General features: G+C 64.2%; 22 protein-coding genes and 1 pseudogene. 14 read left to right on the top strand and 9 right to left on the bottom strand.

Annotated features, from left to right (window positions below; translation table 11 throughout):
• Positions 1 to 208, bottom strand: a pseudogene (locus B0G62_RS18290) (muconate cycloisomerase); the annotation flags it as partial.
• A 273-nt stretch (positions 209 to 481) separates the two neighbouring features.
• Between B0G62_RS18290 and B0G62_RS18285 the strand changes: the two are divergent.
• Positions 482 to 1,375: a class I SAM-dependent methyltransferase gene (locus tag B0G62_RS18285; RefSeq protein ID WP_103705625.1), complete on the top strand. Its 894-nt coding sequence runs from the start codon at positions 482 to 484 to the stop codon at positions 1,373 to 1,375.
• A 17-nt stretch (positions 1,376 to 1,392) separates the two neighbouring features.
• Here the strand turns inward: B0G62_RS18285 and B0G62_RS32280 are convergent, their stop codons facing one another.
• The 3 genes from B0G62_RS32280 to B0G62_RS18265 form a co-directional block, all read right to left on the bottom strand.
• Positions 1,393 to 1,749 carry a Crp/Fnr family transcriptional regulator gene (locus B0G62_RS32280; protein WP_244193298.1) on the bottom strand — a complete coding sequence of 119 codons (357 nt, stop codon included), beginning with the start codon at positions 1,747 to 1,749 and terminating at the stop codon, positions 1,393 to 1,395.
• A gap of 229 nt (positions 1,750 to 1,978) precedes the next feature.
• Positions 1,979 to 3,307, bottom strand: coding sequence for a leucine-rich repeat-containing protein kinase family protein (locus tag B0G62_RS18275; protein WP_167401304.1), 1,329 nt, complete (start codon positions 3,305 to 3,307; stop codon positions 1,979 to 1,981).
• 215 nt (positions 3,308 to 3,522) lie between these two features.
• Positions 3,523 to 4,452, bottom strand: a complete 930-nt coding sequence (locus B0G62_RS18265; protein ID WP_103705622.1) for a YncE family protein — start codon at positions 4,450 to 4,452, stop codon at positions 3,523 to 3,525.
• A 369-nt stretch (positions 4,453 to 4,821) separates the two neighbouring features.
• On the opposite strand from B0G62_RS18265, the gene zwf reads away from it, so the two are divergent.
• The 4 genes from zwf to B0G62_RS18245 all read left to right on the top strand — a co-directional run bounded on the left by zwf (position 4,822) and on the right by B0G62_RS18245 (position 9,153).
• Complete coding sequence (gene zwf / locus B0G62_RS18260) at positions 4,822 to 6,438, top strand: glucose-6-phosphate dehydrogenase (RefSeq protein ID WP_103705621.1); 1,617 nt, start codon at positions 4,822 to 4,824, stop codon at positions 6,436 to 6,438.
• Between the two features lie 139 nt (positions 6,439 to 6,577).
• Entirely contained in the window at positions 6,578 to 7,309 is a 732-nt protein-coding gene (locus B0G62_RS18255; RefSeq protein ID WP_103705640.1) for an ROK family protein, read from the top strand.
• Positions 7,310 to 7,402: 93 nt separating this feature from the next.
• Complete coding sequence (locus B0G62_RS18250; RefSeq protein WP_103705620.1) at positions 7,403 to 8,062, top strand: M24 family metallopeptidase; 660 nt, start codon at positions 7,403 to 7,405, stop codon at positions 8,060 to 8,062.
• A 170-nt stretch (positions 8,063 to 8,232) separates the two neighbouring features.
• Positions 8,233 to 9,153: a LysR family transcriptional regulator gene (locus tag B0G62_RS18245; RefSeq protein WP_103705619.1), complete on the top strand. Its 921-nt coding sequence runs from the start codon at positions 8,233 to 8,235 to the stop codon at positions 9,151 to 9,153.
• Positions 9,154 to 9,337: 184 nt separating this feature from the next.
• Here B0G62_RS18245 and B0G62_RS18240 read toward each other — a convergent pair whose 3' ends face one another.
• The 4 genes from B0G62_RS18240 to B0G62_RS18225 form a co-directional block, all read right to left on the bottom strand.
• Entirely contained in the window at positions 9,338 to 10,522 is a 1,185-nt protein-coding gene (locus B0G62_RS18240) for an NAD(P)/FAD-dependent oxidoreductase (protein ID WP_103705618.1), read from the bottom strand.
• A complete protein-coding gene (locus B0G62_RS18235) occupies positions 10,519 to 10,686 on the bottom strand; it encodes a rubredoxin (protein ID WP_103705617.1) in 168 nt (55 codons plus the stop codon). Before B0G62_RS18235 ends, B0G62_RS18240 begins: the two co-directional genes overlap by 4 nt.
• Positions 10,687 to 10,705: 19 nt before the next feature.
• Positions 10,706 to 11,761, bottom strand: a complete 1,056-nt coding sequence (locus tag B0G62_RS18230) for an aromatic ring-hydroxylating oxygenase subunit alpha (RefSeq protein ID WP_103705616.1) — start codon at positions 11,759 to 11,761, stop codon at positions 10,706 to 10,708.
• 229 nt (positions 11,762 to 11,990) lie between these two features.
• A complete protein-coding gene (locus B0G62_RS18225) occupies positions 11,991 to 13,412 on the bottom strand; it encodes an MFS transporter (protein WP_103705615.1) in 1,422 nt (473 codons plus the stop codon).
• A gap of 95 nt (positions 13,413 to 13,507) precedes the next feature.
• On the opposite strand from B0G62_RS18225, the gene B0G62_RS18220 reads away from it, so the two are divergent.
• Positions 13,508 to 14,368, top strand: a complete 861-nt coding sequence (locus B0G62_RS18220) for a LysR family transcriptional regulator (RefSeq protein ID WP_103705614.1) — start codon at positions 13,508 to 13,510, stop codon at positions 14,366 to 14,368.
• A 551-nt stretch (positions 14,369 to 14,919) separates the two neighbouring features.
• Positions 14,920 to 16,017, top strand: a complete 1,098-nt coding sequence (locus tag B0G62_RS18215) for a porin (protein ID WP_103705613.1) — start codon at positions 14,920 to 14,922, stop codon at positions 16,015 to 16,017.
• A 63-nt stretch (positions 16,018 to 16,080) separates the two neighbouring features.
• Here the strand turns inward: B0G62_RS18215 and B0G62_RS18210 are convergent, their stop codons facing one another.
• Positions 16,081 to 16,866: an SDR family NAD(P)-dependent oxidoreductase gene (locus B0G62_RS18210; protein ID WP_103705612.1), complete on the bottom strand. Its 786-nt coding sequence runs from the start codon at positions 16,864 to 16,866 to the stop codon at positions 16,081 to 16,083.
• 27 nt (positions 16,867 to 16,893) lie between these two features.
• On the opposite strand from B0G62_RS18210, the gene B0G62_RS31355 reads away from it, so the two are divergent.
• The 7 genes from B0G62_RS31355 to B0G62_RS18180 all read left to right on the top strand — a co-directional run bounded on the left by B0G62_RS31355 (position 16,894) and on the right by B0G62_RS18180 (position 22,788).
• Positions 16,894 to 17,082 (top strand): hypothetical protein, encoded by a 189-nt coding sequence (locus B0G62_RS31355; RefSeq protein WP_146055323.1) that lies wholly within the window; start codon positions 16,894 to 16,896, stop codon positions 17,080 to 17,082.
• A gap of 192 nt (positions 17,083 to 17,274) precedes the next feature.
• Positions 17,275 to 18,144, top strand: coding sequence for a branched-chain amino acid ABC transporter permease (locus tag B0G62_RS18205; protein ID WP_103705611.1), 870 nt, complete (start codon positions 17,275 to 17,277; stop codon positions 18,142 to 18,144).
• Complete coding sequence (locus tag B0G62_RS18200) at positions 18,141 to 19,157, top strand: branched-chain amino acid ABC transporter permease (RefSeq protein WP_103705610.1); 1,017 nt, start codon at positions 18,141 to 18,143, stop codon at positions 19,155 to 19,157. Before B0G62_RS18205 ends, B0G62_RS18200 begins: the two co-directional genes overlap by 4 nt.
• Positions 19,150 to 19,917, top strand: a complete 768-nt coding sequence (locus B0G62_RS18195) for an ABC transporter ATP-binding protein (protein WP_103705609.1) — start codon at positions 19,150 to 19,152, stop codon at positions 19,915 to 19,917. The genes B0G62_RS18200 and B0G62_RS18195 overlap by 8 nt, the downstream gene beginning before the upstream one ends.
• The gene (locus tag B0G62_RS18190; protein ID WP_103705608.1) at positions 19,901 to 20,608 is read left to right on the top strand and encodes an ABC transporter ATP-binding protein; all 708 of its coding nucleotides are present in this window, start codon (positions 19,901 to 19,903) and stop codon (positions 20,606 to 20,608) included. Before B0G62_RS18195 ends, B0G62_RS18190 begins: the two co-directional genes overlap by 17 nt.
• 78 nt (positions 20,609 to 20,686) lie before the next feature.
• Positions 20,687 to 21,865, top strand: a complete 1,179-nt coding sequence (locus B0G62_RS18185; protein WP_103705607.1) for an ABC transporter substrate-binding protein — start codon at positions 20,687 to 20,689, stop codon at positions 21,863 to 21,865.
• Between the two features lie 68 nt (positions 21,866 to 21,933).
• Positions 21,934 to 22,788: an SMP-30/gluconolactonase/LRE family protein gene (locus tag B0G62_RS18180; RefSeq protein WP_103705606.1), complete on the top strand. Its 855-nt coding sequence runs from the start codon at positions 21,934 to 21,936 to the stop codon at positions 22,786 to 22,788.
• Positions 22,789 to 22,791 lie beyond the last annotated feature (3 nt).

Below are 22,791 nucleotides of genomic sequence, written 5' to 3'. Positions count from 1 at the left end.
CGACCTTCATCGCCTCCGGGCTTTCGGGGCCGTAAGCCATGCCCGCGATCGTGGTGCCCTCGCCAATGCCGACCACGCCATCGCTGCAGACAACCTTGACCAGCATCAGGGTCTGGCCGTACATCGTCGCCACCGACAGCTTGTGGGGGCGAATCGTCGGCAGATCGACGAGGCGGGTTTCGATGCGTTCGATTTTTGCTGTATTCATTTGGATTGCAAATTAAATCGCTTCCATCGTGAAGGGAAACGGTCGATGGAAATGCATAAGGTCTCGGGATGACAAATTAACGATCGCTCTACCATCTGTCAAATCAATCATATATTCGATATATCATTCATCCGATGGATATCACGGAGGACTGACCACCGTTCAGACCGGCAAACCCTCGACAATCGTGATCTGGGCGGTGCAATGCCCATCTGCGCAGACTTCCGGATAACCGGGTATCGTGTGGACTATTCAAAACCAGCGCTTTCGCCCATGAACCCGATTTCGCATTATCGAGTCCCCTCACGTCATGCATTGAAGCGCGCTGCCGCCGTTGCCACGGCGTCTTTCGCGCTCTTCGCCGCGGGGTGTGCAACGCCCACGCAACAGGCCGGACATCCCACGCAAACGCCAGCCGCGAATGCCGCTTCACTCGATGCGGCGATCAACGGCCCCCAGCGAAATGATCGCGCCAAGGCGCGCGACATTTATCGGCACCCGAAGGAAACCCTGCAATTCTTCGGCGTGGAGCCGACGCAAACGGTACTCGAAATCGCGCCGGGCGGCGGCTGGTACACGGATATTCTGGCACCGTGGCTGCACGACCATGGCCATCTTGTCGAGGCCCAATATGTCAGTACGTCAGCGGATCTGGCCGCCGAAGATCGCGGCTCCGACGCGGCCTTCCTGCGCAAGCTCGCCGCCACGCCCGCAGTCTATGGCAACGTCGTGGTTGGCACCTTGCAAGCAGGACAGTTCAAGGGCTTCGACGCGCATGAAAAATTCGATCGCGTGCTCACGTTCCGCAATATCCATAACTGGATGAAGGATGGCCAGATCGATGACAATCTGCGTGCCTTTTGGCTCGCGTTGAAACCCGGCGGCGTGCTCGGTGTCGAAGAACATCGCGCGCGGCGCGGCGCCACCGTGCAGCAGATGATCGATAGCGGCTATGTGACCGAGGAATACGTCATCGAGCACGCGCAGGCAGCGGGTTTCGTGCTCGCCGCGCGCAGCGAAATCAACGCCAATCCGAAGGACACCAAAGATTATCCGCACGGCGTCTGGTCGCTGCCTCCGACCTACCAGGGCGGCGATGTCGATCGCGCACGCTTTGCGGCGATCGGCGAATCGGATCGCATGACGCTGAAATTCATCAAGCCATAACGCACCGGCTTTGTGTCTCAGATGGCCGTCGTTCGCGCGACGGCCTGCAGCCTCGCCACATCGAGTATCGTCACCTTGCCGAATTGCAGGCGCACCATCTGCTGGCGCTCCAGATCCTTCAGCAATTGATTGGTCGTCTGGCGCGACAGCGACACCATCGCGGCGAGGTGACTTTGCGAAACCAGGATCGTACTCTGCCGATCATTGAGGCCGCCATTGCCATCGGCCATCATCAGCAGACGCCCCGCCAGACGTTGCGCCGCCGAAGGCGCGCTTAACGCTTCCGTGCTTTTATAGGTGACGCGCAAACGTTGCGCCATCAACAGCGCGAAATCGTGCCAATAATGCGGTGCTTCCTTCAGCAAACTGCGCAACGCGGTTTCCGGAAATTGCAGCACGAGCGCCGCACTGCCCGCAATGACATCCTGCGCGCGCGGCAAACGGTCGATTCTCGCCGAAGCCGATCTGTTGATGGCGGTTGACGGATTCGCGGATATTGCAGCTTTGCGGGCGGCGGGGGTTCGGCGGGCAAGAGATTGATGCAAGCGCACGGGGCGCAGCCGACGATGCCGGAATTTCGCCGCGCGCCGCCCCAAACCCGCTTTAAATCAGCGCATCGAGCCGCCCGATAATCTCGTCGAAAGACGGACGCGCTTCGACGCGTTCGCCAAGACAATCGTGTACCAGCATCGCGAGTGCGGCGCGGCGAGCATCCGAAGCCACAATCGCACGCTGCGAGAGTTCCTCCAGCAGACACCCAAACGCCCGCACCTCGATCCGCTCGTATGCCGCTGCCGCCGCGCGATCGTCGACATCATGAAACGACGCCGCCCCAAAATCGCCCAGCAACGCGTGTCCCGCCCCGTCATGCAGAATGTTGTGCGCGTAGAGATCGCCGTGCATGATGCCGCGCCGATGCAGATGCTGCGCCGCTGACGCAATACCACGCGCGACGCCCAGCGCGACCGGCCAGTCGAAACGCACGTCGTCCGCATAGACATCGCGCGTACACGAATCGAGGCTCGGCGGACCCGCCAGATTGCCGAACGCGGGATCGATCAGCGCCATCGCGAGACCATGCTCGCCCAGCGGATGCCCCGCGATCCGCCCGAGCACGGGAATCAGATTGGGATGCAGCCCGGCCTGCAGGCAGGCAGCCATTTCGAGGTCCGGCAGGCCGTCGCTCGTCACCGCACCCTTGAACAGCTTGACGGCGAGCGCCTCGGCGGGATGGCCGTCCTTCAGCAGGCGCGTCGCGCGATGGATCACGCCCGACGCGCCCTCGCCCAGGGTCTGCCCGAGCGCGAGCGTATGCCAGTCGATATCGGGCACAGTCGGCGGCATCGTGGCCGCCTGCTCGCGCGCCGCATTGAACGGATTGCCCGCGTAGGCCAGCCACGAGAGCCGCGGCAATTCCAGCAGCCAGCCAGGCAACGCGTCGAATTGATTCGCAGAAATACGCAGCAATTCGAGCTTGTGGCACGCGGCCATCGTCTCGGGCAATGCGCGCAGACGGTTGCCCGCCAGCATCAGCTTCTGCAGATGCGGCCGCGCACCGAGTTCCGGCGGCAGCGTATCGACATCGTTATCAGTGAGAATCAGCCAGCGCAGCAGCGGCGGCAACGCGCTCGCCGGGACATGACGGATACGGTTCGATTTAAAGCCGACCATGTTCAGCGAAGCGCACTCGCCCAGCATCGGCGGCAATTCGGTGAAGGGATTCTGCGAGGCGAACAGAATGCGCAGACGTTCAAGGCGCGGCAGATCGTCGGGCAGCGAGGTCAGCGCGTTGCCGGACAGGTCCAGCACCTCCAGCGTGTCGGCAAGGTCGAAAATCTCGCGCGGGAATTCGGTCAAGCCGCAGGCAAGTTTGAGCTGACGCGCACCGGCGAGTTGCCCGGCGCGCAGTTGGTCGAGAGTGGCGGTCGTCACGCTGGGAATGAGTCTGACATGTGAGGAAATGCGGAGCGGCGCGTCATATCCATAGGCGTTGCGCCGTCCGTCCTCGTCATTCTAGCGGGAACGCCTTCGCGCTGAGCAATCGCGCGTTCTCCGCCTTGCTGTCCATACCGGCGCTCGAACGTCTGGGCGAGCGTCCCGGCGCGATACGGCCGCCGGGCAGTCTCATCGGCGATGATCGGCAACACTCAGCTATCGATGTAATCGATCCCCGTGAGCGGGCCCAGATGCGCGACCGTCGTGAAGTGCGACGCTTCCTTCGTATCGATGTTCAGCTCGCGCACGTTGCCGCCCAGATCGGTCACGAACGCGCGGCGTCCGTGCGCGTCCAGCGACACGCCAATGCCCTCCTTCAATTCGCGCGCCAGCACCTCGCGCCCGACCAGGCCCTCGGCCGTGATGCGCGCGCGGTTGAGCGTATTGCCGTCGTGTGCGTCGTCGCCGCGGTCGGTCCAGTAGAGCACGCCGTTGGCATGGTCGATATCGAGGTCGATCGGCTCGGGCAGATCCGCCAGCAGGCATTCGATATCGGGCCGTTGCGCGGGATGCGCGCCTGCGGGCAGGTCGATGCCCGCGCGGAAGATACGGCCCTCGCCGGCGTCGGGCGGCCCCTTCTGGGTCCAGTAGACGTGGCCGTTGGCCTTGTCGAGCGCAATGCCCACGCAATGGCGCGTCGCGTCTTCGGTATCGGCGGGGAAATTGCCGGTGCGCACCAGTTCCGTCACTTCGCTGCCGTCCAGGCGCGCGCGCATCACGCGCATACCTTCGCGATCGCACCAGTAGAGGTGGCCGCTTTCCTTGTCGAGCACGAGCTCCTTGGGCGTGCCCGCAAGGCCCGATGCCACCAGCACCTCATGGCCGCTGCCGTCGAGATTCGCGCGCTCGATCGTGCCGTCGTTCGGCGGCACCGCGCCCGAGGCCGGATCGTCGTCGATCAGGTGAATGCCGGTGCCCATGTTGGTCCAGTACACCGCCTCGCTTTCGGCATCGACCTTGATGCCGTCGGGCGTGCGCGTGAGGTTCGCCAGCACTACTTCGTGCGAGCCGTCCGGCCACAGCGCGATAATCGCGGGAGGACGGGCCTGCAGGACATAGAGCGTTGCTTGCTTCGTTGCCATCGTAGTTCACTCCATCTGGTCAAGGTTCAAGGTAACAGTCGCTGTACTGCGTTGCTTACCACTGGATTCGGCCCCAAAGAGGCGCAAAAGAGGCGCAAAAAAAGCGGGCGCTCAGCGCAGGCTACCTCAGCTTGCGATACAACTCCGTGAACCTGGTCAACAGATGCCTGGACCATACTGCGGCGCACCATTGCGAGGCGTTTTACGCATCTGGGCTTACGCGCATTTACAAAATGCCTACACGAATGCGTCCCACGCGCGTGGAACCCCGAGGCGCTTCGCGTTGTCATTCAAGGTATCGATTTTGCTGACCTCAATAGAAGAACGCAGGTCAACCCTTCACCCGAACCGGATAGCCGCAGCGAAATCATGCCGATCACCCCGCCGACCGATGCTTCCCCCGCCGCGCGCGCGAGCGCCAAGGTGCCCGTCCATCCTCACAACGCCTCCGCGCCCTTCGCCGCGCCCGCTGGCAAGCATCGCGCGCCAGCCTGCACGCTCGTCATCTTCGGCGCGGGCGGCGACCTCACCAAACGCCTCCTGATGCCCGCGCTCTACAACCTCGCCGTCGATGGCCTGCTCGACGACGGCATGAGGATCGTCGGCGTCAATCACGGCCAGCGCGAAACACAGCAATGGCGCGACGATCTGCATAGCGCGCTCGAACAGTTCGCCGCCGACAAGGCCAGCACTTTCCACGCGGGCAAACTCGACGACAACGCGTGGAACTGGGTCGCCCAGCGCCTCGATTATCGGGCGGCCGAATTCGAAGACGATGCCTTGTATCAGCAACTCGCCAAAGAACTGACCGATGGGGCAGGCAAGCAAGCTAACGTCGTCTTCTACCTGGCCGTGGGCGCGCGCTTTTTCAAGCCGATCATCGAAGGACTCGGCAAGGCAGGCCTGCTGGAAGAAGACGAAGGCGACGATGCTGCCTTTCGCCGTATCGTGATCGAAAAACCCTTCGGCGCCGACCTCGCGTCCGCGCGCGATCTGAACCGGGATCTGCTCGATTTCGCGCAGGAGTCGCAGATCTATCGCATCGACCACTTTCTCGGCAAGGACACGGTGCAGAGCATTCTGGCCGTGCGTTTCGCCAATGCGCTGTTCGAGCCGATCTGGCGGCGCGAGTATATCGACAGCGTGCAGATCACGGCAGCGGAGGTGATCGGCGTGGAGGGGCGCGGCGGTTTCTACGAGCAAACCGGTGCATTCCGCGACATGCTGCCGAACCATCTGTTCCAGTTGCTCGGCATGATTGCGATGGAGCCGCCCAATTCGTTCGACGCCGAAGCGGTCCGCGACAAGAAAGCCGAAATCTTCGACGCGCTCAAGCCGCTCACGCCGCAAGACGTGGTGTTCGGCCAGTATGGGAAGGGCCCGCAAGGCGCGGCATATCGCGATGAACCGCATGTCGCGAAAGACAGCCAGACCGAGACCTATGCGGCCGCGCGCGTGTACATCGACAACTGGCGCTGGGCGGGCGTGCCGTTCTATTTGCGCACCGGCAAACGTCTCGCGGCGCGGTGCACGGAAATTTCCGTGCAACTCAAAAGCGTGCCGTTTCGCCTCTTTCGCGACACACCCGTCGATGCCCTGACGCCCAACGTGCTGACGTTGCGCATCGATCCCTCGCACGGCACGAGCTTCGATTTCAATGTGAAAACGCCGGGGCCAGTCATGGAAATCGGCGCGGTGCGTTCGTCGTTCGATTACGACGACTTCTTCGCCCAGCACGCCAATGTCGGCTACGAAACGCTGCTGTACGACTGCATGCTCGGCGACGCGACGCTGTTCCAGCGCGCCGACAGCATCGAAGCGACGTGGGCCGCCGTGGACGGGGTGCTGCATCCGAAGGACGGCGAGACGGTCCCGGTGCATGGTTACGCGTCGGGCAGCGCGGGACCGGTGCAAGCCGATGCACTGCTCGCGCAGGACGGCCGTGCATGGCGTACGCTAACGCCAGCGGAACCCAAAAAGCAGTAAGACCCTCCCGGAGGAGCGTGTGATCACGAAAAAGAGCGCTAAAAAAAGCACGAAAACCACCAGCCGCACGGAAAGCCATGCGCGGAGCAACGCGCGGAGCAACACGACGCGCAGCGCGAAAAAAGCCACCGCGCCGAAGATCGAAAACATTCTCGCCATCGACATCGGCGGCACAGGTCTGAAAGCTGCGATCGTCGATGCGCAAGGCCAGATGCGCACCGAACGCGTTCGCGTTGCAACGCCGCATCCCTGCCCGCCCGCACTGCTGGTCGACACGCTGCACACGCTGGTCGCCCCGCTGGTCGAGCAATATTCGCCCACCCGCGTATCGATCGGCTTTCCCGGCTTCGTGCGCAACAACCATGTGCTAACGGCGCCTCATCTCGGCCTGGAAGACTGGAACGATGTGCCGCTCGCGCAGATGCTGGGCGAACGTCTGGGCATCGGCCTGGTGCGCATGATCAACGACGCGGAGATGCAGGGCTTCGCCGCCATCGAGGGCCACGGGCTGGAGTTCGTGCTGACGCTCGGCACGGGCGCGGGCACGGCGCTCTTTCGCGACGGCGAGCTGATGCCGCATCTGGAACTCGCGCATCATCCGGTCAGCAAGAAGCACGCGTACGACGAATATATCGGTGACGCCGCGCGCCGCAAGGCGGGCAACAAACGCTGGAACCAGCGCGTGCAAAAAGTGATCGGCATTCTCGAATCGCTCGTGCATTACGACAAGCTCTGGATCGGCGGCGGCAATGCAGAACGGCTTACCTTTGATCTGCCGCCCAACGTCGCGACCGTGCCAAACGATCGCGGCATCGAAGGCGGTGCGCGCCTGTGGCATCCGCTTTCGATACGCGAGACCCGCCAGCCTTGAAAACCAGGTCCATCGTTGCAAAGGCGTTGTCAAAGTTTCGCTATATACGCGAAAATATATTGACACCGATAACCCCGCGATGGAGTCCCACACGTGAACAGCGATACCCGAGAAGCCGTAGGCGCACCGTTTTCAGCCGCAGCGATGGAACATGCGCGCGTGAAGACCTGGGAGGCGGTCGAGAACATCGCGGCGGCCATTAAGCCCGGCATGTTCGAATCCGAGGCCAACGCGCAAGGCAAGGCCATTCTCCAGCAGATGGGCATGGACCGCATCTGGCATCCGGTATTGATCCGCTTTGGCGAAAACACGCTGCGCACCTTCAAGGAGCGCTCGCAGAGCGATCCCGCGCTGGGCGAGAACGACATCTTCTTCGTCGATCTGGGCGTGGTCTGGGACCGCCACGAAGGCGACGCGGGCGCGACCTTCGTGACCGGTGACGATGTCGAAATGCAGGCCTGCGCCGACGCGTCGAAGCTCGTCTACGACGAGGTGGCCGCGCACTGGCGCAGCACCGGCTGCAGCGGCGCGGCACTTTACGAGTACGCGGCCACGCGCGCGCAGGCGCACGGCTGGCGGCTGAACGTGGACATCAAGGGCCATCGCGTGAGCGACTTCCCGCACGCGATCTACAAGGCCGGCGATCTCGGCAGTCTGGATACGGCGCCTTCGGCAGGGCTGTGGATCCTCGAAATCCAGATCGCGCATCCGACCCGTGCCTTTGGTGCGTTTTATGAAGACCTGCTGGTTTGATAGACCAGGCGCGACATGATATGTCGCGCAACATAACCACCATGCCCGCCGCCTCATGAAGCCCGCGCAGCCGGGCTTCGCACGCCTCCCAGGCGATTTCCCTGATTTGACGAACCGATATATCGACACGTATACAACAAGAACAAGTGTCTCCAACATCGGCGGTTCGCATGTCCCGGGAAGTCATCGACTCCTATCTGCTCAAGGTTCTCCACACGCTCGTCACCGAGGCCAGCGTTTCGCGCACCGCTGCACTGCTCGGCCAGTCGCAACCCACGGTAAGCGTCGCGCTGCGCCGTTTGCGCGCGATGACGGGCGATCCGCTGCTCGTGCGCAGCGGCAGCCGCATGGTGCCGACCAGCCACGCGCTCACGCTGATCGAACCGGCCGCGCAGGCGCTTGCGGGCATCGCCGCGATCCTCAATCCGACTACCGCGTTCGATCCCGCCACCACGCGGCGCACGTTTTTGATCGGCTCGCCCGATTATCTCGACGTGTTTTTTCTCCCCGCCATTGTCGATGCGTTTCATACGCAGGCACCACGCGCGCGCATCGAATTTCAGCATCTGATGATGGTCGACGGCGGCTATGGACATGGGCTGGAAAGCGGCACGCTTGATCTCGTGATCGGCAACTGGCGCACGCCACCCGAACATCTGCATCTGCAGCCGCTTTGCAAGGACGACCTGGTGTGCCTGATGCGCGCGCAGCATCCGGTCAAGCCGGGCACGCTAAGCCAGCCCATCTATGAAGAAGCCGAGCATCTGGCCGTGACGACGCACAACGCCACGGGGCTGGGCACGATCGACGCCGAACTCGCGCGCAACGGCCTCTCGCGCAACGTCACGACGACGCTGCCCTACTTCGGCATGGCCCCTTATGTGCTGATGCGATCGAATCTGCTGTTCACGACCACGCGCGCGCTCGCGACGCATTACTGCAACCTGCTGCCGCTGCGCATCGAGCCGTTGCCCGGCGAGCCGCGCGCACTCACCTATTACCAGCTCTGGCACGACCGCACGCATCGCAGCACGGCGGCGGTGTGGCTGCGTCATCTCGTGGCCGGTGTCGCGAAGGGATTGATTCGCTGAGGCAAACGGCACGCCAACGAAAAAAGCATCGCAAGCGTGGCTCGCGGTGCGAAACGCCTCGTATCGACGGCCCGCAGACAGGGTTGAGCGGGCGTCGCCACGCGAGCGCGACAGGGGTCGGTCAGCCGAAGCTGCCTGCCGAAGAGGGTCTATACGTACAAATTATTAGCTTTACTAATTTAAATCATGCGCCCGTTGACATCGTCTTCAGCAACGCGGCCTTGTCGGCGATCGCCGCACCAAGCAGCGCGAAGCCGCTCATGCGCTGCGTCGCGTCGTCCGCGCAGATTGCGCGCAGCGCGTGGGCGCTGTCGTGCGTGCCCGCCTCGACCGTCCAGCGGCCTTGCGGGCCATCGGGCGTCACGACCACGGCGGGCACTGCCGGCGTCTTGACGACGATGGGCATCACGGGAAACGCCACGCGCGTGAGTGTGCCCGCGAGTGTCTGCGCAAGCGCGCGCGCCGCGTGCATGATCGGCAGCACGTAGGGTTGCACGCGGCCTTCGATGGCCGCGCAATCGCCGAGCGCATAGACGTCGGGCGCGCTCGTGCGGCACCACGCATCGGTGGCGATGCCGCCTTCGATCCGCAAGCCGGCCGCGCCCGCCAGCGACGTGCGCGGCACGAGACCGACAGCCGAGACGACCAGATCCGCATCGATCGTCGCACCATCGCTCAAGCCCAGCCGATAACCCGGCTCGCGCCTGACGATCGACTGCACGCCGCGCGCCAGGCGCAAATCCACGCCCGCCGCCGCGAGGGCACGCGCGAAAACCTCACCCGCCTCGACGGGCAACAGGCGCGCGAGCGGCGCGGGCGCGGGGTCGATCAGCGTCACCGCATAGCCCGCTCCCAGCAGATCGTTTGCGAACTCGCAGCCGATCAAACCCGCGCCCAGCAACGCGACCGAACGGCACGCGGCCAGACGCTCGCGAAAATGCGCGTAATCGCCGAGATCGTTGACCGACAGCACATCGGCTGCGCCATCGCCCTCGACCTGCACGCGGCGCGGGTCCGCGCCGGTCGCCAGCACCAGCGCGCGATAACGCACGCGCTGCCCATCGACGACGATCGCGCGTTCATGCGGCACGATGCGCTCGACTTGCCGATGCGTCCAGACGCGTGCGCTCAACTGCTGCGCCATGGCCTGGGCGTCGAAACGCGCGAGTGCATGTGGCTCGGTGCGCGTCGCCAGCGCGTTCGAGAGCGCGGGCTTCGAATAAAAGCGGCCATCGTCGCGGCTCACGATCAGCATGGGCGTCTCTCCATCGAGCTTGCGCAGTTCGCGCGCGAGCGTATAGCCCGCCAGCCCGGTTCCGACAATTACGATGGGATCCTGACTATCATTCACTTGCGTCGTCGCGCTCATGCCACCACCTGCATTTCGAAGTCATGCTTGCCCGTCGCGCAGTCGGGGCACATCCAGTCGTCGGGCACGTCTTCCCAGCGCGTGCCGGGCGCAATGCCCGCTTCGGGGATTCCTTCGGCTTCGTCGTAGCGAAAGCCGCAAATCACGCATTCCCAGATTTTCATGTTGGCGCTCCCCTTCACCTCAACGCACGTAGGTCTGGCCCAGGCCGATCTCGCCCAGAGCGCGGCGATACGCGCCTGAAGAACGATCCGCGAGAATCGGTGCTTCCTGCGAGCGGTCGATCGGCAGATCCTCGGGACATTGCAGTTCGACGATCGCGCGATCTTCTTCGAACACCTGGCGATTGAACGCATAGACATCGTCGAGCGGCAGGTCCTGATCGAAATTGCGTGCGATCGGCACGAACAGGCGCGTATGCCGTGCCGAAACGGGGCTCGCCGCGTTGAGGATCGCAAGGCGCCCGTTCTCCGGGAAATGCACCGTGAGGCGCGCGAAGAACGGCACATCGACTTCGAACACGCGGCGCCATACGAAGCCATCCGGCGCGCGATGCTGCATCGATTTCGGGAAATTGCTCACCGTGCTCACGTATTCGGCGCGCAGGCCGTTCGGGCGGCGTTCGACGGAATATTGCGGCACCACGGGATTGTGGCGATCGGTGAAGCTGTCGTGATGAATCCACGCAAAGTGCGCCACGTCGATGAAGCCTTCGGTCTGCCGTCCCGCCGAGGCGCGGATATCGATCGAAGGCGGCAGGATCTGCTGATAGCCTTCGGTGTTCCAGGCCGGGAAGTCCGGCAATGACACGTCGCCGCCGCCCAGCGACACCCACACGAGTCCATACGCTTCCTGCGCGGCGTAGGTCGTGAGGCACAGGCGCTCAGGAATCGGTCCTTCGGGCTGCGAAGGAATATGCACGCACTTGCCGCTCGCCTCGTACGCCAGCCCATGATACGGACATACCAGATTACCGTTTTCGACCCAGCCCTGGCTCAGCGGCGCGCCGCGATGCGGGCAGACATCGCGCGCGGCGACGATGCGGCCCTGCGTGCGGTACACAACCAGCGCTTCGTCGAGCAGCGTGACGGAGAGCGGCTTGTCCTGCACGTCCGCCGCGAACGCCACGGGATGCCAATAGCGGCTCAGGATTTCCCAGTCACGGGGATCGAAGGTGCAGTGGCGGGGAATGGCGGGCTGACGTGGCCGCGTGAGCGCGGCAAGCTGGGCTTGCGTCATGTTCTTGTCTCCTGGATCGTGGGTATCGTCGTAGCGTCTCCGCACTTGCTGCGCGAAGGTCGCTGCGTGGAGACAAAGATAGCCAGATCGGCGCGCTCAACCCATACCCGCGCGTCCATGTAGTCTATGCGCGCGCAGGCATGTTTGCCGGGCCGCCGACTCTCCCTTCTGGCAAGACCGCACGCCGACCGCTCGCTACATACGCGCGATCTGGGCGGCAAATTGAGCGTTACGGTGTGAGCCGCCGGTCAATGCAGTGATGAGCGGCCGGCTGACGCGCGCGTGTCTCCAGTGTGCGCCATGCGACGCCCGACGCCACGGCCAATAACGTTGCCGACACAACCAGCGCCTGCACCATCCCATGCATGAACAACGCGGTTTGCGTGTGGCGCACGAAGAAGCCGAACAGCGCCACGCCCATCACTCCGCCCACCTGGCGCGCGGCATTCAGCAGCCCCGACGCAATGCCCGATTGCTCGCGCTTGACCGCCGCCAGCAGCGCGTTGGTCAGGGTCGGCACCGCGAGCGCGATGCCGCCGCCCGCGAGCAGCATCGGCACGATCAGCCACCCATACGTGTGCGTGGCGAGCGCGGGCAGCATCGACAGATAGCCCGCGATGGCGATCGCGAGTCCCACCATCGTGAGCGTGCGCGCGCCCACGCGGTTCACCAGCCGCCCTGCTGCAATGTTCATGACCACGAGCACCGCCATCATCGGCAGAAAGGCCAGCCCGGTGCGCTCGGGCGTGAAATGCCAGACCGTCTGGAACAACAGGCTGAACGTGAAGACGATGCCGTAAAAGACGAGGTTCGCGATCAGGCCGATGAATGTCGTGCCGCTGACCGTGCGGTTCGCAAACAGCGCGAGCGGCAGCATCGCGGCGGGGTTGCGCGCCTGCAGCCACACGAAGACTGCGCCTGACGCGACGCTCAACGACAACGCCCCCCAGATCAGCGGGCTTTGCCACGACAGGCTGCTCGCCTCGGTCAACGCGAACGCGAGCGCGGCCAGCGTCAGCGCGCCGCTCACCTGGCCGAGCGGATCGAGGCTGCGCCCCGCGTGGCCAGGCGACGGCGGCGCATGGCGCATCGTCATCCAGAGACCGATCGCGCCGACCGGCACGTTGATGAGAAAAATGCTGCGCCAGCCCAACGCGGCAATCAGCAGACCGCCGATCACCGGCCCAGCGGCGAGTGCGATGCCGCCGCCCGCTGCCCACCAGCCGACCGCGCGGCTGCGCGCACCCGCCTCGTGAAAAGCCTCGCGCAATACCGAAAGCGAGTTCGGCACCAGCAGCGCGGCGCCCACGCCTTGCGCGATGCGCCAGCCGATCAGCCCCGCCAGCGACGGCGCCAGCCCGCAGCCAACCGACGCACACGTGAAGAGCGCATAGCCCGCGACGAACACGCGCTTCGCGCCGAAACGGTCGCCCAGCGCCCCCGCCAGCAACAGCGCCGAGGCGAACACCAGCGCGTAGGCGTTGACGACCCACTGCAGACCGGTGATGTCGGCGTGAAAGGCGCCGCGCAGCGCATCGAGCGCGACGTTGACCACACTCACGTCGATCGAGACCACGACGAAGCCCAGACACGCCGCCACCTGCACGAATCCGGCGCGCGCGGGCCTCGATATTGAAGACGGTGTTTGCATCGTGATGCCTTCGAATCGGAAAACGTCAGCGTAAGCTGTCTCGTTCTGTGCGAATATTCCCTAATTGCGCACATATCATGGGAGAAAATGCACCGATGTTCGACTGGGAAAACCTGCGCTTCTTTGTGGCCGTGGCGCAAACGGGCAGCCTTTCGGCCGCGGCGCGGCAGCTCAAGGTCGATCATGCGACGGTGGGCCGCCGCCTGAGCGCGCTGGAAGCGGAGCTCAAGCTACGCCTCGTCGACAGGCTGCCGCGCGCGTGCCAGTTGACCGCGGCGGGCCGCCAGATCGCCGATCTGGCGCAGCGCATGGAGGCCGAGGCCTTCGCGGTCGAGCGCCTCGCGCGCGCAGTCCAGGCGCCGATGAGCGGCAAGGTGACGATCAGCGTTCCGCCGGTGCTCGCGAGCAACTTCTTCGCGAGCACGCTGCGCGCATTCTCGCAACGGCATCCGGGCATCCAACTGGCGATCGCGAGCGAAGCCCAGCGCGTGTCGCTCGGCCGGCGCGAAGCGGACCTCGCCGTGCGGCTCGCGCGCCCCGACGAGCCGCGCAACGCCACGCGCAAGCTGGGCACGATGCCTTTCGCGCTCTACGCGAGCCGCGACTACGCGCAGGCGGCACAGCCCGCCGAGTGGGCCTTCATCGCCTATGAGGCGCGTCTTGCGGGCATGCCTCACGAGCAATGGCTACGCGCGGCGGCGGGCGAGCGGCCTGTTGTTTGCGAAGTGAGCGACATCACCACGCAACTGGCGGTCGCGCGCACGGGCATCGGCGTGGCGGGCCTGCCCGTGTTCATGGGCGACGCCGATCCGGCACTCCAGCGGCTGCCCTGGTCAGGCGAGGCTTTCTCGCGCGACATCTGGCTCGTCGTGCACGACGACCTGCGCCACTCTCCGCCGATTCGCGCCGTAATCGATTTCGTTGCCGAGGTGGTGGGCAACACATTCAAGTCCTGACCGATCCTCATTTAAAACGGACTCCGAATCATTTATTGACCGCCGCATAAAGCACAAAACGACGCGCTTTCCTACCCATCCCTCGAAGATTGTCGCCCATACGACAATTCGAGCACCTGTCCATACGCCCGATAAAAATTAGAGTGTCGCCCCCACGTTTCCCCCAGGGTGACGTTTCCGTACGACCGTACAAAAATAATCACCGTCTGGCAGACAATTCGGACAATCTTGCAAGCCCTACCTGGTATGTGGAGAGGTCATCGGTGAACGAGCAACAGCCTGAACTTGCGATCCGAATCCGACATGCGGCGCGCCGCTACTTCCCTTGCGCGCCTGACTGGCCTCGCCGGCAAGACGTCCTTCCCGTATTACCGCAGCAATCCCCGTAACGACGTCCGCGTGACGCGTCGAAGCCGGCCTGGCGCTGTTTGAAGGCCGGCAACCCGCACGGATGACGCTTATGCGCCGCGTCCGCGCACCCTGACGCGCCGCGACAAGAAGTGCACTGATCCAACCCATTTCAAGCCATTCCAGTCGATCAGGATTCCAAAATGTCAAAACGCAATACGCTACGCAAAAAACTGCTTGCCACCGGGGTCGCAGCGACGGGGCTGATGGGTATGGCAAGCGCCGCGCACGCACAAAGCAGCGTGACGCTGTACGGCATCGTCGATGCCTCGATGCTCTACACCAGCCACACGATGAATATGGCGACGGGCCAGAACGCGGGTCATCAGTTCTCGTTCACGGACAGCGGCATGACCGGTTCGAGTTTCGGTATGCGCGGCGCCGAGGATCTGGGCGGCGGCCTGCGCGCGGTCTTCACGCTGGAAAGCGGGATCAGCGTGGCCAACGGCGCGTTCAACAATTCGAACGGCAATATGTTCGGCCGCCAGGCGTGGGTGGGAATCGACAGCCCCTACGGCTCGATGAAAGCGGGTCTGCAGTATTCGCCGTTCTTCCTGTCGCTCTACGACACCGACCCGCGCGGCATGTCGTACTTCGGCAGCGGTCTCGTGAGCTATGTGAACAACGTCTACGTCACCGGCCTCTTCAACAGCAATTCGCTGACCTATACCTCGCCGGAAATCGCCGGCATTCAGGCAGCGGGCATGATTGCGCTGGGCGGTTCGGCGGGCGACTTCCAGGCTGGCCGACAATACTCCGCCAGCCTGCGTTACCACCTGGGCGGCCTCACGCTCACCGGCGCGCTCTACAACGGCAATTCAGGCGGCAGCGCCGCCACCACGCCGATTCCGAGCACCGTCGAATTCGTGGGCCGCACGCTCGGCGCGACCTATCGCTTCGAGAACAGCCTGACCATTTCGGCCTCCTACGCGCTTTACAAGGTCGCTGGCTCGTTCGACAACAGCGTCTATTCGGGCGGCTTCAGCTACTTCGTCACGCCCTACCTCGACGTGAACGCGGGCGTCTGGTACACGCGCGACGGCAACGACGGCGCGAACCACTCGCTCATGACCTCGGGCGGCGTGCAGTTCTTCCTTTCGAAGCGCACGACGATCTACGGCCAGGTGGGCTACGTGAACAACCACGGCCGCATGGATACGGGTCTGTCGATCAACAACGCGCTCTACGAGGTGAACGGCTCGACGGTGGGCGCGAGCCTCGGCATCCGCCATATGTTCTGATCACGAGTTCTGGTCACGAGTGACGTGCGGCCCGCTTGCAAGCGGGCCGCGTGAGCGATGCGTTCAGACCTTCATGCCGGGCAGATTCAACGAGGCGGTATTGCCGCCGTCCACCGGCAACGCCTGGCCCGTGACGTAGCTGGCGTCGTCGCTGGCGAGAAAGGCGATGACCGCGGCCACCTCCTGCGGGCGCCCCGGACGGCGCAACTCGCAGCGGTAGCCTAGCCGGTCGGTCTTGTTCAACTCGCGTGCGCGTTCGAATACCGGCGCTGTCATGCCGGTTTCGATGAGGCCGGGACACACCGCGTTCACGCGGATCTGCGAAGGCGCGAGGTCGCAGGCGCTCGTCATCGTGAGGTTGATGACGGCGGCCTTGGATGCACTGTACGCATTTCCGCCCGCGCCCGAACGCACGCCCGCCACGGAGGCCACATTGACGATCGCCCCCTGGCCACGCGTGATCATCGCCTGCGCGGCCCATTTGCTGAAGTGCACGACGCCCATCAGATTGACGGAGAGGATCTGCTGCCAGACCGCCGTGTCCGTTTCCGCGACGATCGAATAATCGCCGCCGGCAATGCCCGCGACGTTGCAGAGCACGTCGATTTCGCCAAAGCGCGCGCGCACCTCGGCGACGCAGCTCGCCACGTCGTCCTCGCGCGCTACGTCGACGACGCCGTGCCAGACACGCGCGGCATCGTCAAAACCCGCCGCGACGTCCGCGAGCGCGCCCGCCTGCCGGTCCACGAGCGCGACCGACGCACCCTCGTCGTAGAGCCGCTGTGCCGTCGCGCGGCCGATCCCGCTGGCCGCCCCGGTCACGATGGCGACCTTGTTAGTGAAACGCATCGTCCCTGCCCTCCGTTCGAGTTGAGGATGGAAAAGTCAATTCTGTTTAGCGGAATTAACGACTGCATTGCAGAACTTATCGACATGAAGCAGCCACGTCAAGGCAGTCAATCACCCGGAAAACTGGATCGCTGCACTGCAAAAACCCCGAAAAACAGCAAAAAATCCCGGCTGCGCAAATTTGCGAACGATCGTCCGGTATTTTCCCCAGGGTGACTGCACTGCAGAATTCATTGCCAAATTGACCCTGGCCAGACTTTGATGCCCACGGCCAGTCCTCGCAGCAACCGCATGATCGAAACGCCTGCCACTACGCCGGAACCCCGGCGCGCGGCAGTTCAATCTCCGGCCTTCGCTTTCACGCCGCAACGCGGCGATCGACGCGAAAGGCCCGTTCGGGAGGTCACGGTGGATCTGTTTTTGCAGCAGGTGCTCAACGGTTTGACGCTCGGAGGCATTTACAGCCTCGTCGCGCTCGGCCTTACGCTGGTGTATGGGATCATGGCCGTGCCCAATTTCGCGCACGGCGCGTTCTACATGGTCGGCGCCTTCGCCGCGTTCTATCTCACCTCGCGCTTTGGCCTCGGCTACTGGAGCGCGATGGCAGCCGCAGCCGTTTGCGTGGCCGTGCTCGCCGTGCTCGCCGAACGCCTCGTCTTTCATCCGCTGCGCAACGCGCCCGAACTCGCGCCGATGATCGCCGCCATCGGCCTCATGCTGTTCCTCGAAGCCGCCGCGCAGGCGCTCTGGGGCACTGACTTCCATCGCATGTCGCCGCCGTGGTCGGGTGTGCTCGAATGGAACGGCGTGATCGCGCCCATCCAGCGCCTGCTCATCATCGCCGCCGCGTTCGGCCTTGTGCTCGCGCTGCAACTGTTCCTGCATCACACGGTAACGGGTTCGACCATCCTCGCCGTCGCGCAGAACCGCGAAGGCGCGGCGCTCATGGGCATCGATCCGCGCCGGGTGGGCATGGCGACCTTCGCACTCTCGGGCGTGCTGGCCGCCGTGGCCGCCGCGCTCTATGCGCCCATCAATCTGGTCTATCCGGCGATGGGTCAGTTAGTGATCCTCAAGGCATTCGTCATCATTATTCTCGGCGGCATGGGCAGTGTGCCGGGCGCCGTGGTGGGCGGTCTCATCATCGGCCTCGCGGAAAGTTTCGGCGCCTTCTATGTCTCGCCCGACTATCAGGATCTGATCGCCTTCGTGCTGCTCGTGGCGATCCTGTCGCTGCGCCCGCAGGGGCTCTTTTCGCGGGAGATGCGCGCATCATGACGAATTCTTCGAATACCCCTGTGACGCGTCATCTCGGCTGGATCGCGCTGTTTGCCGCCGGACTCGTCCTGCCGTTTCTCGTGCGCAACGACTATTCGCTGACGGTGATGTCCACGGCTTATATCTTCGCGCTCGCGACGGTCGGCCTGAACCTGCTGACCGGCTACACCGGCCAGTTCAATCTCGCGCACGGCGGCTTCATGGCGGTCGGCGCCTATACGGTGGGGATCCTCACCGTCGACTATCAGGTGCCGTTCTGGGTGGCTTTTGCGCTCGCGGGCGTGCTCAGTGTCGTGCTGGGCTTCTTCGTCGGCATCGTGTCGCTGCGCCTGAAGGGCAACTACTTCGCGATCTTCACGCTCTGCGTGGGCTACATCATCTTTCTCGTGATCGAGAAGTGGGATAGCGTCACCCACGGCGTGGTGGGTATCATCGGCATCGCTGCGCCGCCCGATATCGGCCCGATCTCGTTCGAAAGCCCGCGCGCGCTCTACTACCTCACCTTCGCCTTTCTTGCGGCGGGCATGTGGCTCATGCATCGCATCGTGCATTCGCTCGTGGGCCACACCTTCGTGGCGATCCGCAACAGCGAGCATCTCGCCCAGGCGCTGGGCATCGATCTCATGCGCAACAAGATGCTGGCGTTCTTGATCTCGACGTTCTACGCGGGCATCGCGGGCGGTCTCTACGCAGGGTTCGTCCGTTTTCTCGGCCCCGATCTCGCCAACATCAGCCACACCTTCGACATGACCATGTATGCGGTGGTGGGCGGCATCGGCACGCTGGTCGGGCCGCTGCTCGGCGCGATCGCGTTGCCGTGGCTCACGCAGTCGTTGCAGTTCATGCAGGACTATCGCTTTCTGGTGTTCGGCCCCTTGCTGATCGCGCTGCTGATCTTCCTGCCGCGCGGCCTCGTGGGGCTTTACCAGAGCGTGCACAGCCGCATTGCACTGCGCGCAGTGTCCGCACCGGCCGCGCGCCGCGCCACTTCGAGCGGAGACGGACATGCTTGAAATCATCTCGCTTTCCAGACAGTTCGGAGGCCTGAAGGCCGTCACGAACGTCAGCACGCAGATCGACGAAGGACGCGTGAACGCCATCATCGGTCCCAATGGCGCGGGCAAGACCACTTTCTTCAACCTCATCAGCGGCATGTATCGGCCGAGCGAGGGCACGATCCGCCTGCGCGGCCAGGACGTGACGGGCCTCAGGGCGGATCAGATGGCGCGGCTGGGCGTGGCGCGCACGTTCCAGTCCACGGCGCTGTTCGAAACGGCCTCGGTGCTGGAAAACCTGATCGTCGGCCACCGGCTGCGCACGCGCTCGAATCTCTGGGACGCCTTGCTGCGCACCTCGCGCTGCAAGGCCGAAGAACGCACCTGCCGGGACAAGGCGCGCGAAGCGCTCGATTTCGTGGGCCTCGCGCATCTGGAAGCGCGGCCTGCGGGCGGCATCACGCAGGAAGAGCGCAAGCGCGTGGCGATCGCCCTGGCGCTTGCAACCGATCCCGCGCTGCTGCTGCTCGACGAACCCGCGGGCGGCGTGAACCCCGAAGAAACCGATGGACTCGCCACCTTGATCCGCAAGATCGCCCGGCGCGGCATGACGGTCTGTCTGGTCGAACACAAGATGAGCATGATCATGAATCTCGCGGACAAGATCATGGTGCTGGATCACGGCGAGAAAATCGCCGAGGGCACGCCCGCTGAAATCCGCAGAAACCAGGCGGTGATCGACGCCTATCTCGGGAGCGAACATGCTGACGTTCAATGACGTAAGCCTCGATTACGGCAGCTTCCGCGCGCTGCACGGCATCACGCTGCGCGCCGACGAAGGCGAACTGGTCGTGCTGCTGGGTGCGAACGGCGCGGGCAAGAGCTCGATCTTTCGCGCGGCCAGCGCGCTCACGCGGGCGAGCGCAGGACAAATCCGCCTGAAGAACGTCGACCTGGTCGGCAAGCGCCCCGCCGATGTCGTGCGCGCAGGCGTGATCCATTGCCCCGAAGGGCGCAAGCTGTTCCCGGCGATGTCGGTCCTCAAGAACCTGATGCTCGGCGCGTATGCGCACCGGCGCGACCGCGCAGGCAATCGCCAGCGTCTGGACGAGGTGCTTGCGCTCTTTCCCGATCTGGTTGGACGCAAGGACGATCCCGCCGGATCGCTGAGCGGCGGACAGCAGCAGATGGTCGCGATCGGCCGCGCGCTCATGAGCCGCCCGCGCGTGCTGCTGCTCGACGAGCCGTCGCTTGGCCTGGCTCCCCTCGTCGTCAAGCAGACCTTCGAGGTGATCCAGCGCATCAATCGCGCGGGCACCACCGTCCTGCTTGCCGAACAGAACGCGCACGCCGCGCTCAAGATCGCGCATCGCGCCTATGTCGTGGAATCGGGCCGCATCGTGCTCGAAGGCACCTACGAGACCCTTGCCGGCAACGAAGCCGTGCGGCGCGCCTATGTGGGCGGCTGACGCCGCCTTTCGCCCCGTTTTGCCACGTTTCGATCCAGCGGTACTTCACTTCATCGCCACTCCTTCGAGGATACGTTCATGATCGTCAGGAAGCTGTCTCTCGCGCTTGCCGCTACCTTCGCTGTCTCGCTGACCCTGGCCGCTCCGGCGATGGCACAGGAAGCCGCCGTTCACATCGGCTATTCCGGGCCGCTCAGCGGCGGCGCCGCGAAATACGGCCAGGAAGTGCTCGAAGGCATGCAGATGGCCGTTGCCGAAATCAATCAGACTGGCCTTGTAGTGGGCGGCAAGAAGATCAAGGTCGATATCGTGGCGCTGGACGACCAGTACAACCCGAGCGAAACCGCCATCAACGCGCGCCGCCTTTCGCAGGAATACAACGCCAGCGTCGTACTGGTCCCGCACTCGGGTGGATGCTACGCAGTCCAGACCATCAATCAGCAGCTAAAGCTGCTGCTGCTCGCCTACACCAGCGTGCCGCAACTAGCCGCGCGCGGCAATCCGCTCACGATCCGCATTCCGCCTGAATTCACCTCGTATACGCCTGCATTCGTGAAGTACGAGATGGACAAGTTCGGTAAGGACGCCGCCATCGCGAACACCGACACCGACTATGGCAAGGCCTGGACCGCTTCTTTCAAACCCGCCTGGCAGGCGGCGGGCGGCACCATCGTCGCGGACAATCCGATGTCGTATAACCGCTCCACCGACTTCTACAGCGGCGTAAGCCGCGTGCTGGCTTCGAAGCCGAAGGTCATCTTCGTGGGCGGTCCTTCGGAGCCGACCGGCCTCATCATCCGCCAGGCGCGCGAGCTGGGCTTCAAGGGCGGCTTCGTGGTGATGGATCAGGCCAAGCTCGACGAAGTCGCGAAGATCGCGGGCGGCTATGGCGCGCTCGATGGCTCGATTGGCGTGATGCCGATCGGCGACGATCCTTCGCCCGACGCGAAGTCCTTCGTCGCGCGCTTCTCGAAGACGCACGGCGGCCGCCTGCCGAGCCAGGAAGCCTCGCTCAATTACACGGCGGTCTGGGCGACCGTGCAGGCGATGAAAGTGGCGGGCACAACCAGCGACGCGACCGCGATCCGAAAGGCCTACGATCAAGCGCTCAAATCGCTCTCGGCGCAGAACAATCCGCACGGGCTTTCCGGTGTCGATGCGCGCGGCGGCATCACCATGGGGCACGCCGTCGTCGCCGTGGTGGAGGGCGGCAGCATCAAAACGCTGCCCGATACGGCGATTGCCGCAGCGAAGTGACCTTTGATGTGATGCAACGGGCCGCAACCGGGTAGCAGGCGCGGCCCGTATTTCATTCGCGAGGCTCCATGACGACACTCACCGCCACGCTCGACGACTTCGTCGTCGGGCTTTGCTTTCCTGAGGCACCGCGCTGGCACGCGGGCCAGCTCTGGTTCTCCGACTTTTATCGCCATGAAATCCTGCGCGCGGACGCGCAAGGTCACATCGACCTTATCGCGCGCGTGGACGCGTGCCCGAGCGGTCTGGGCTGGCGCCCCGATGGCGCGATGCTGGCCGTATCGATGCACGATTGCCGCTTGTTGCACGTCAGCGACGGCGAGACGTCCACACTGGCGACGCTGTCCGGCCATGTTCCCGGCCCCTGCAACGACATGCTCGTCGATGCCATGGGGCGCGCGTATATCGGCAATTTCGGCTTCGATCTGTATGCGGGAGAAACACCGCGCGCGACCGACCTGCTCTGCGTGTCGCCCGACGGCACGGTGCGCGTGGCTGCGCGCGAGTTGCAGTTTCCCAACGGCATGGCGCTCACGCCCGATGGCCGCACCTTGATCGTGGCCGAAACATTCGGCCAACGCCTGAGCGCTTTCGATGTCGCGCCCGACGGCACGCTCGCGCACCGCCGCGTCTTTGCCGATCTGGCGGGCAGCTATCCCGACGGAATCTGCCTCGACGCCGAAGGCGCGATCTGGGTCGCGGACGCACGCGGCAATCGCGTGTTGCGCGTGATGGAGGGTCGCGGCATTGTCGAGATGATTTCGATCACCGATCAGCAGTGCTATGCATGTATGCTCGGCGGCGACGATGGCCGTACGCTGTTCCTCTGCACGGCCCCCGGCACCGGACCGGAGAACGGCGCGCGCCGTGAAGGCCGCATCCGCACCGCGCGGGTGGATGTACCCCGCGCCGGTCTGCCTTGAGCG

This window comes from Paraburkholderia eburnea (assembly GCF_002917095.1).
GTDB classification, from domain to species: Bacteria; Pseudomonadota; Gammaproteobacteria; order Burkholderiales; family Burkholderiaceae; genus Paraburkholderia; species Paraburkholderia eburnea.
The sequence above is the reverse complement of the archived record's forward strand: the minus strand, read 5'-3'. Positions and strand labels throughout refer to the sequence as shown.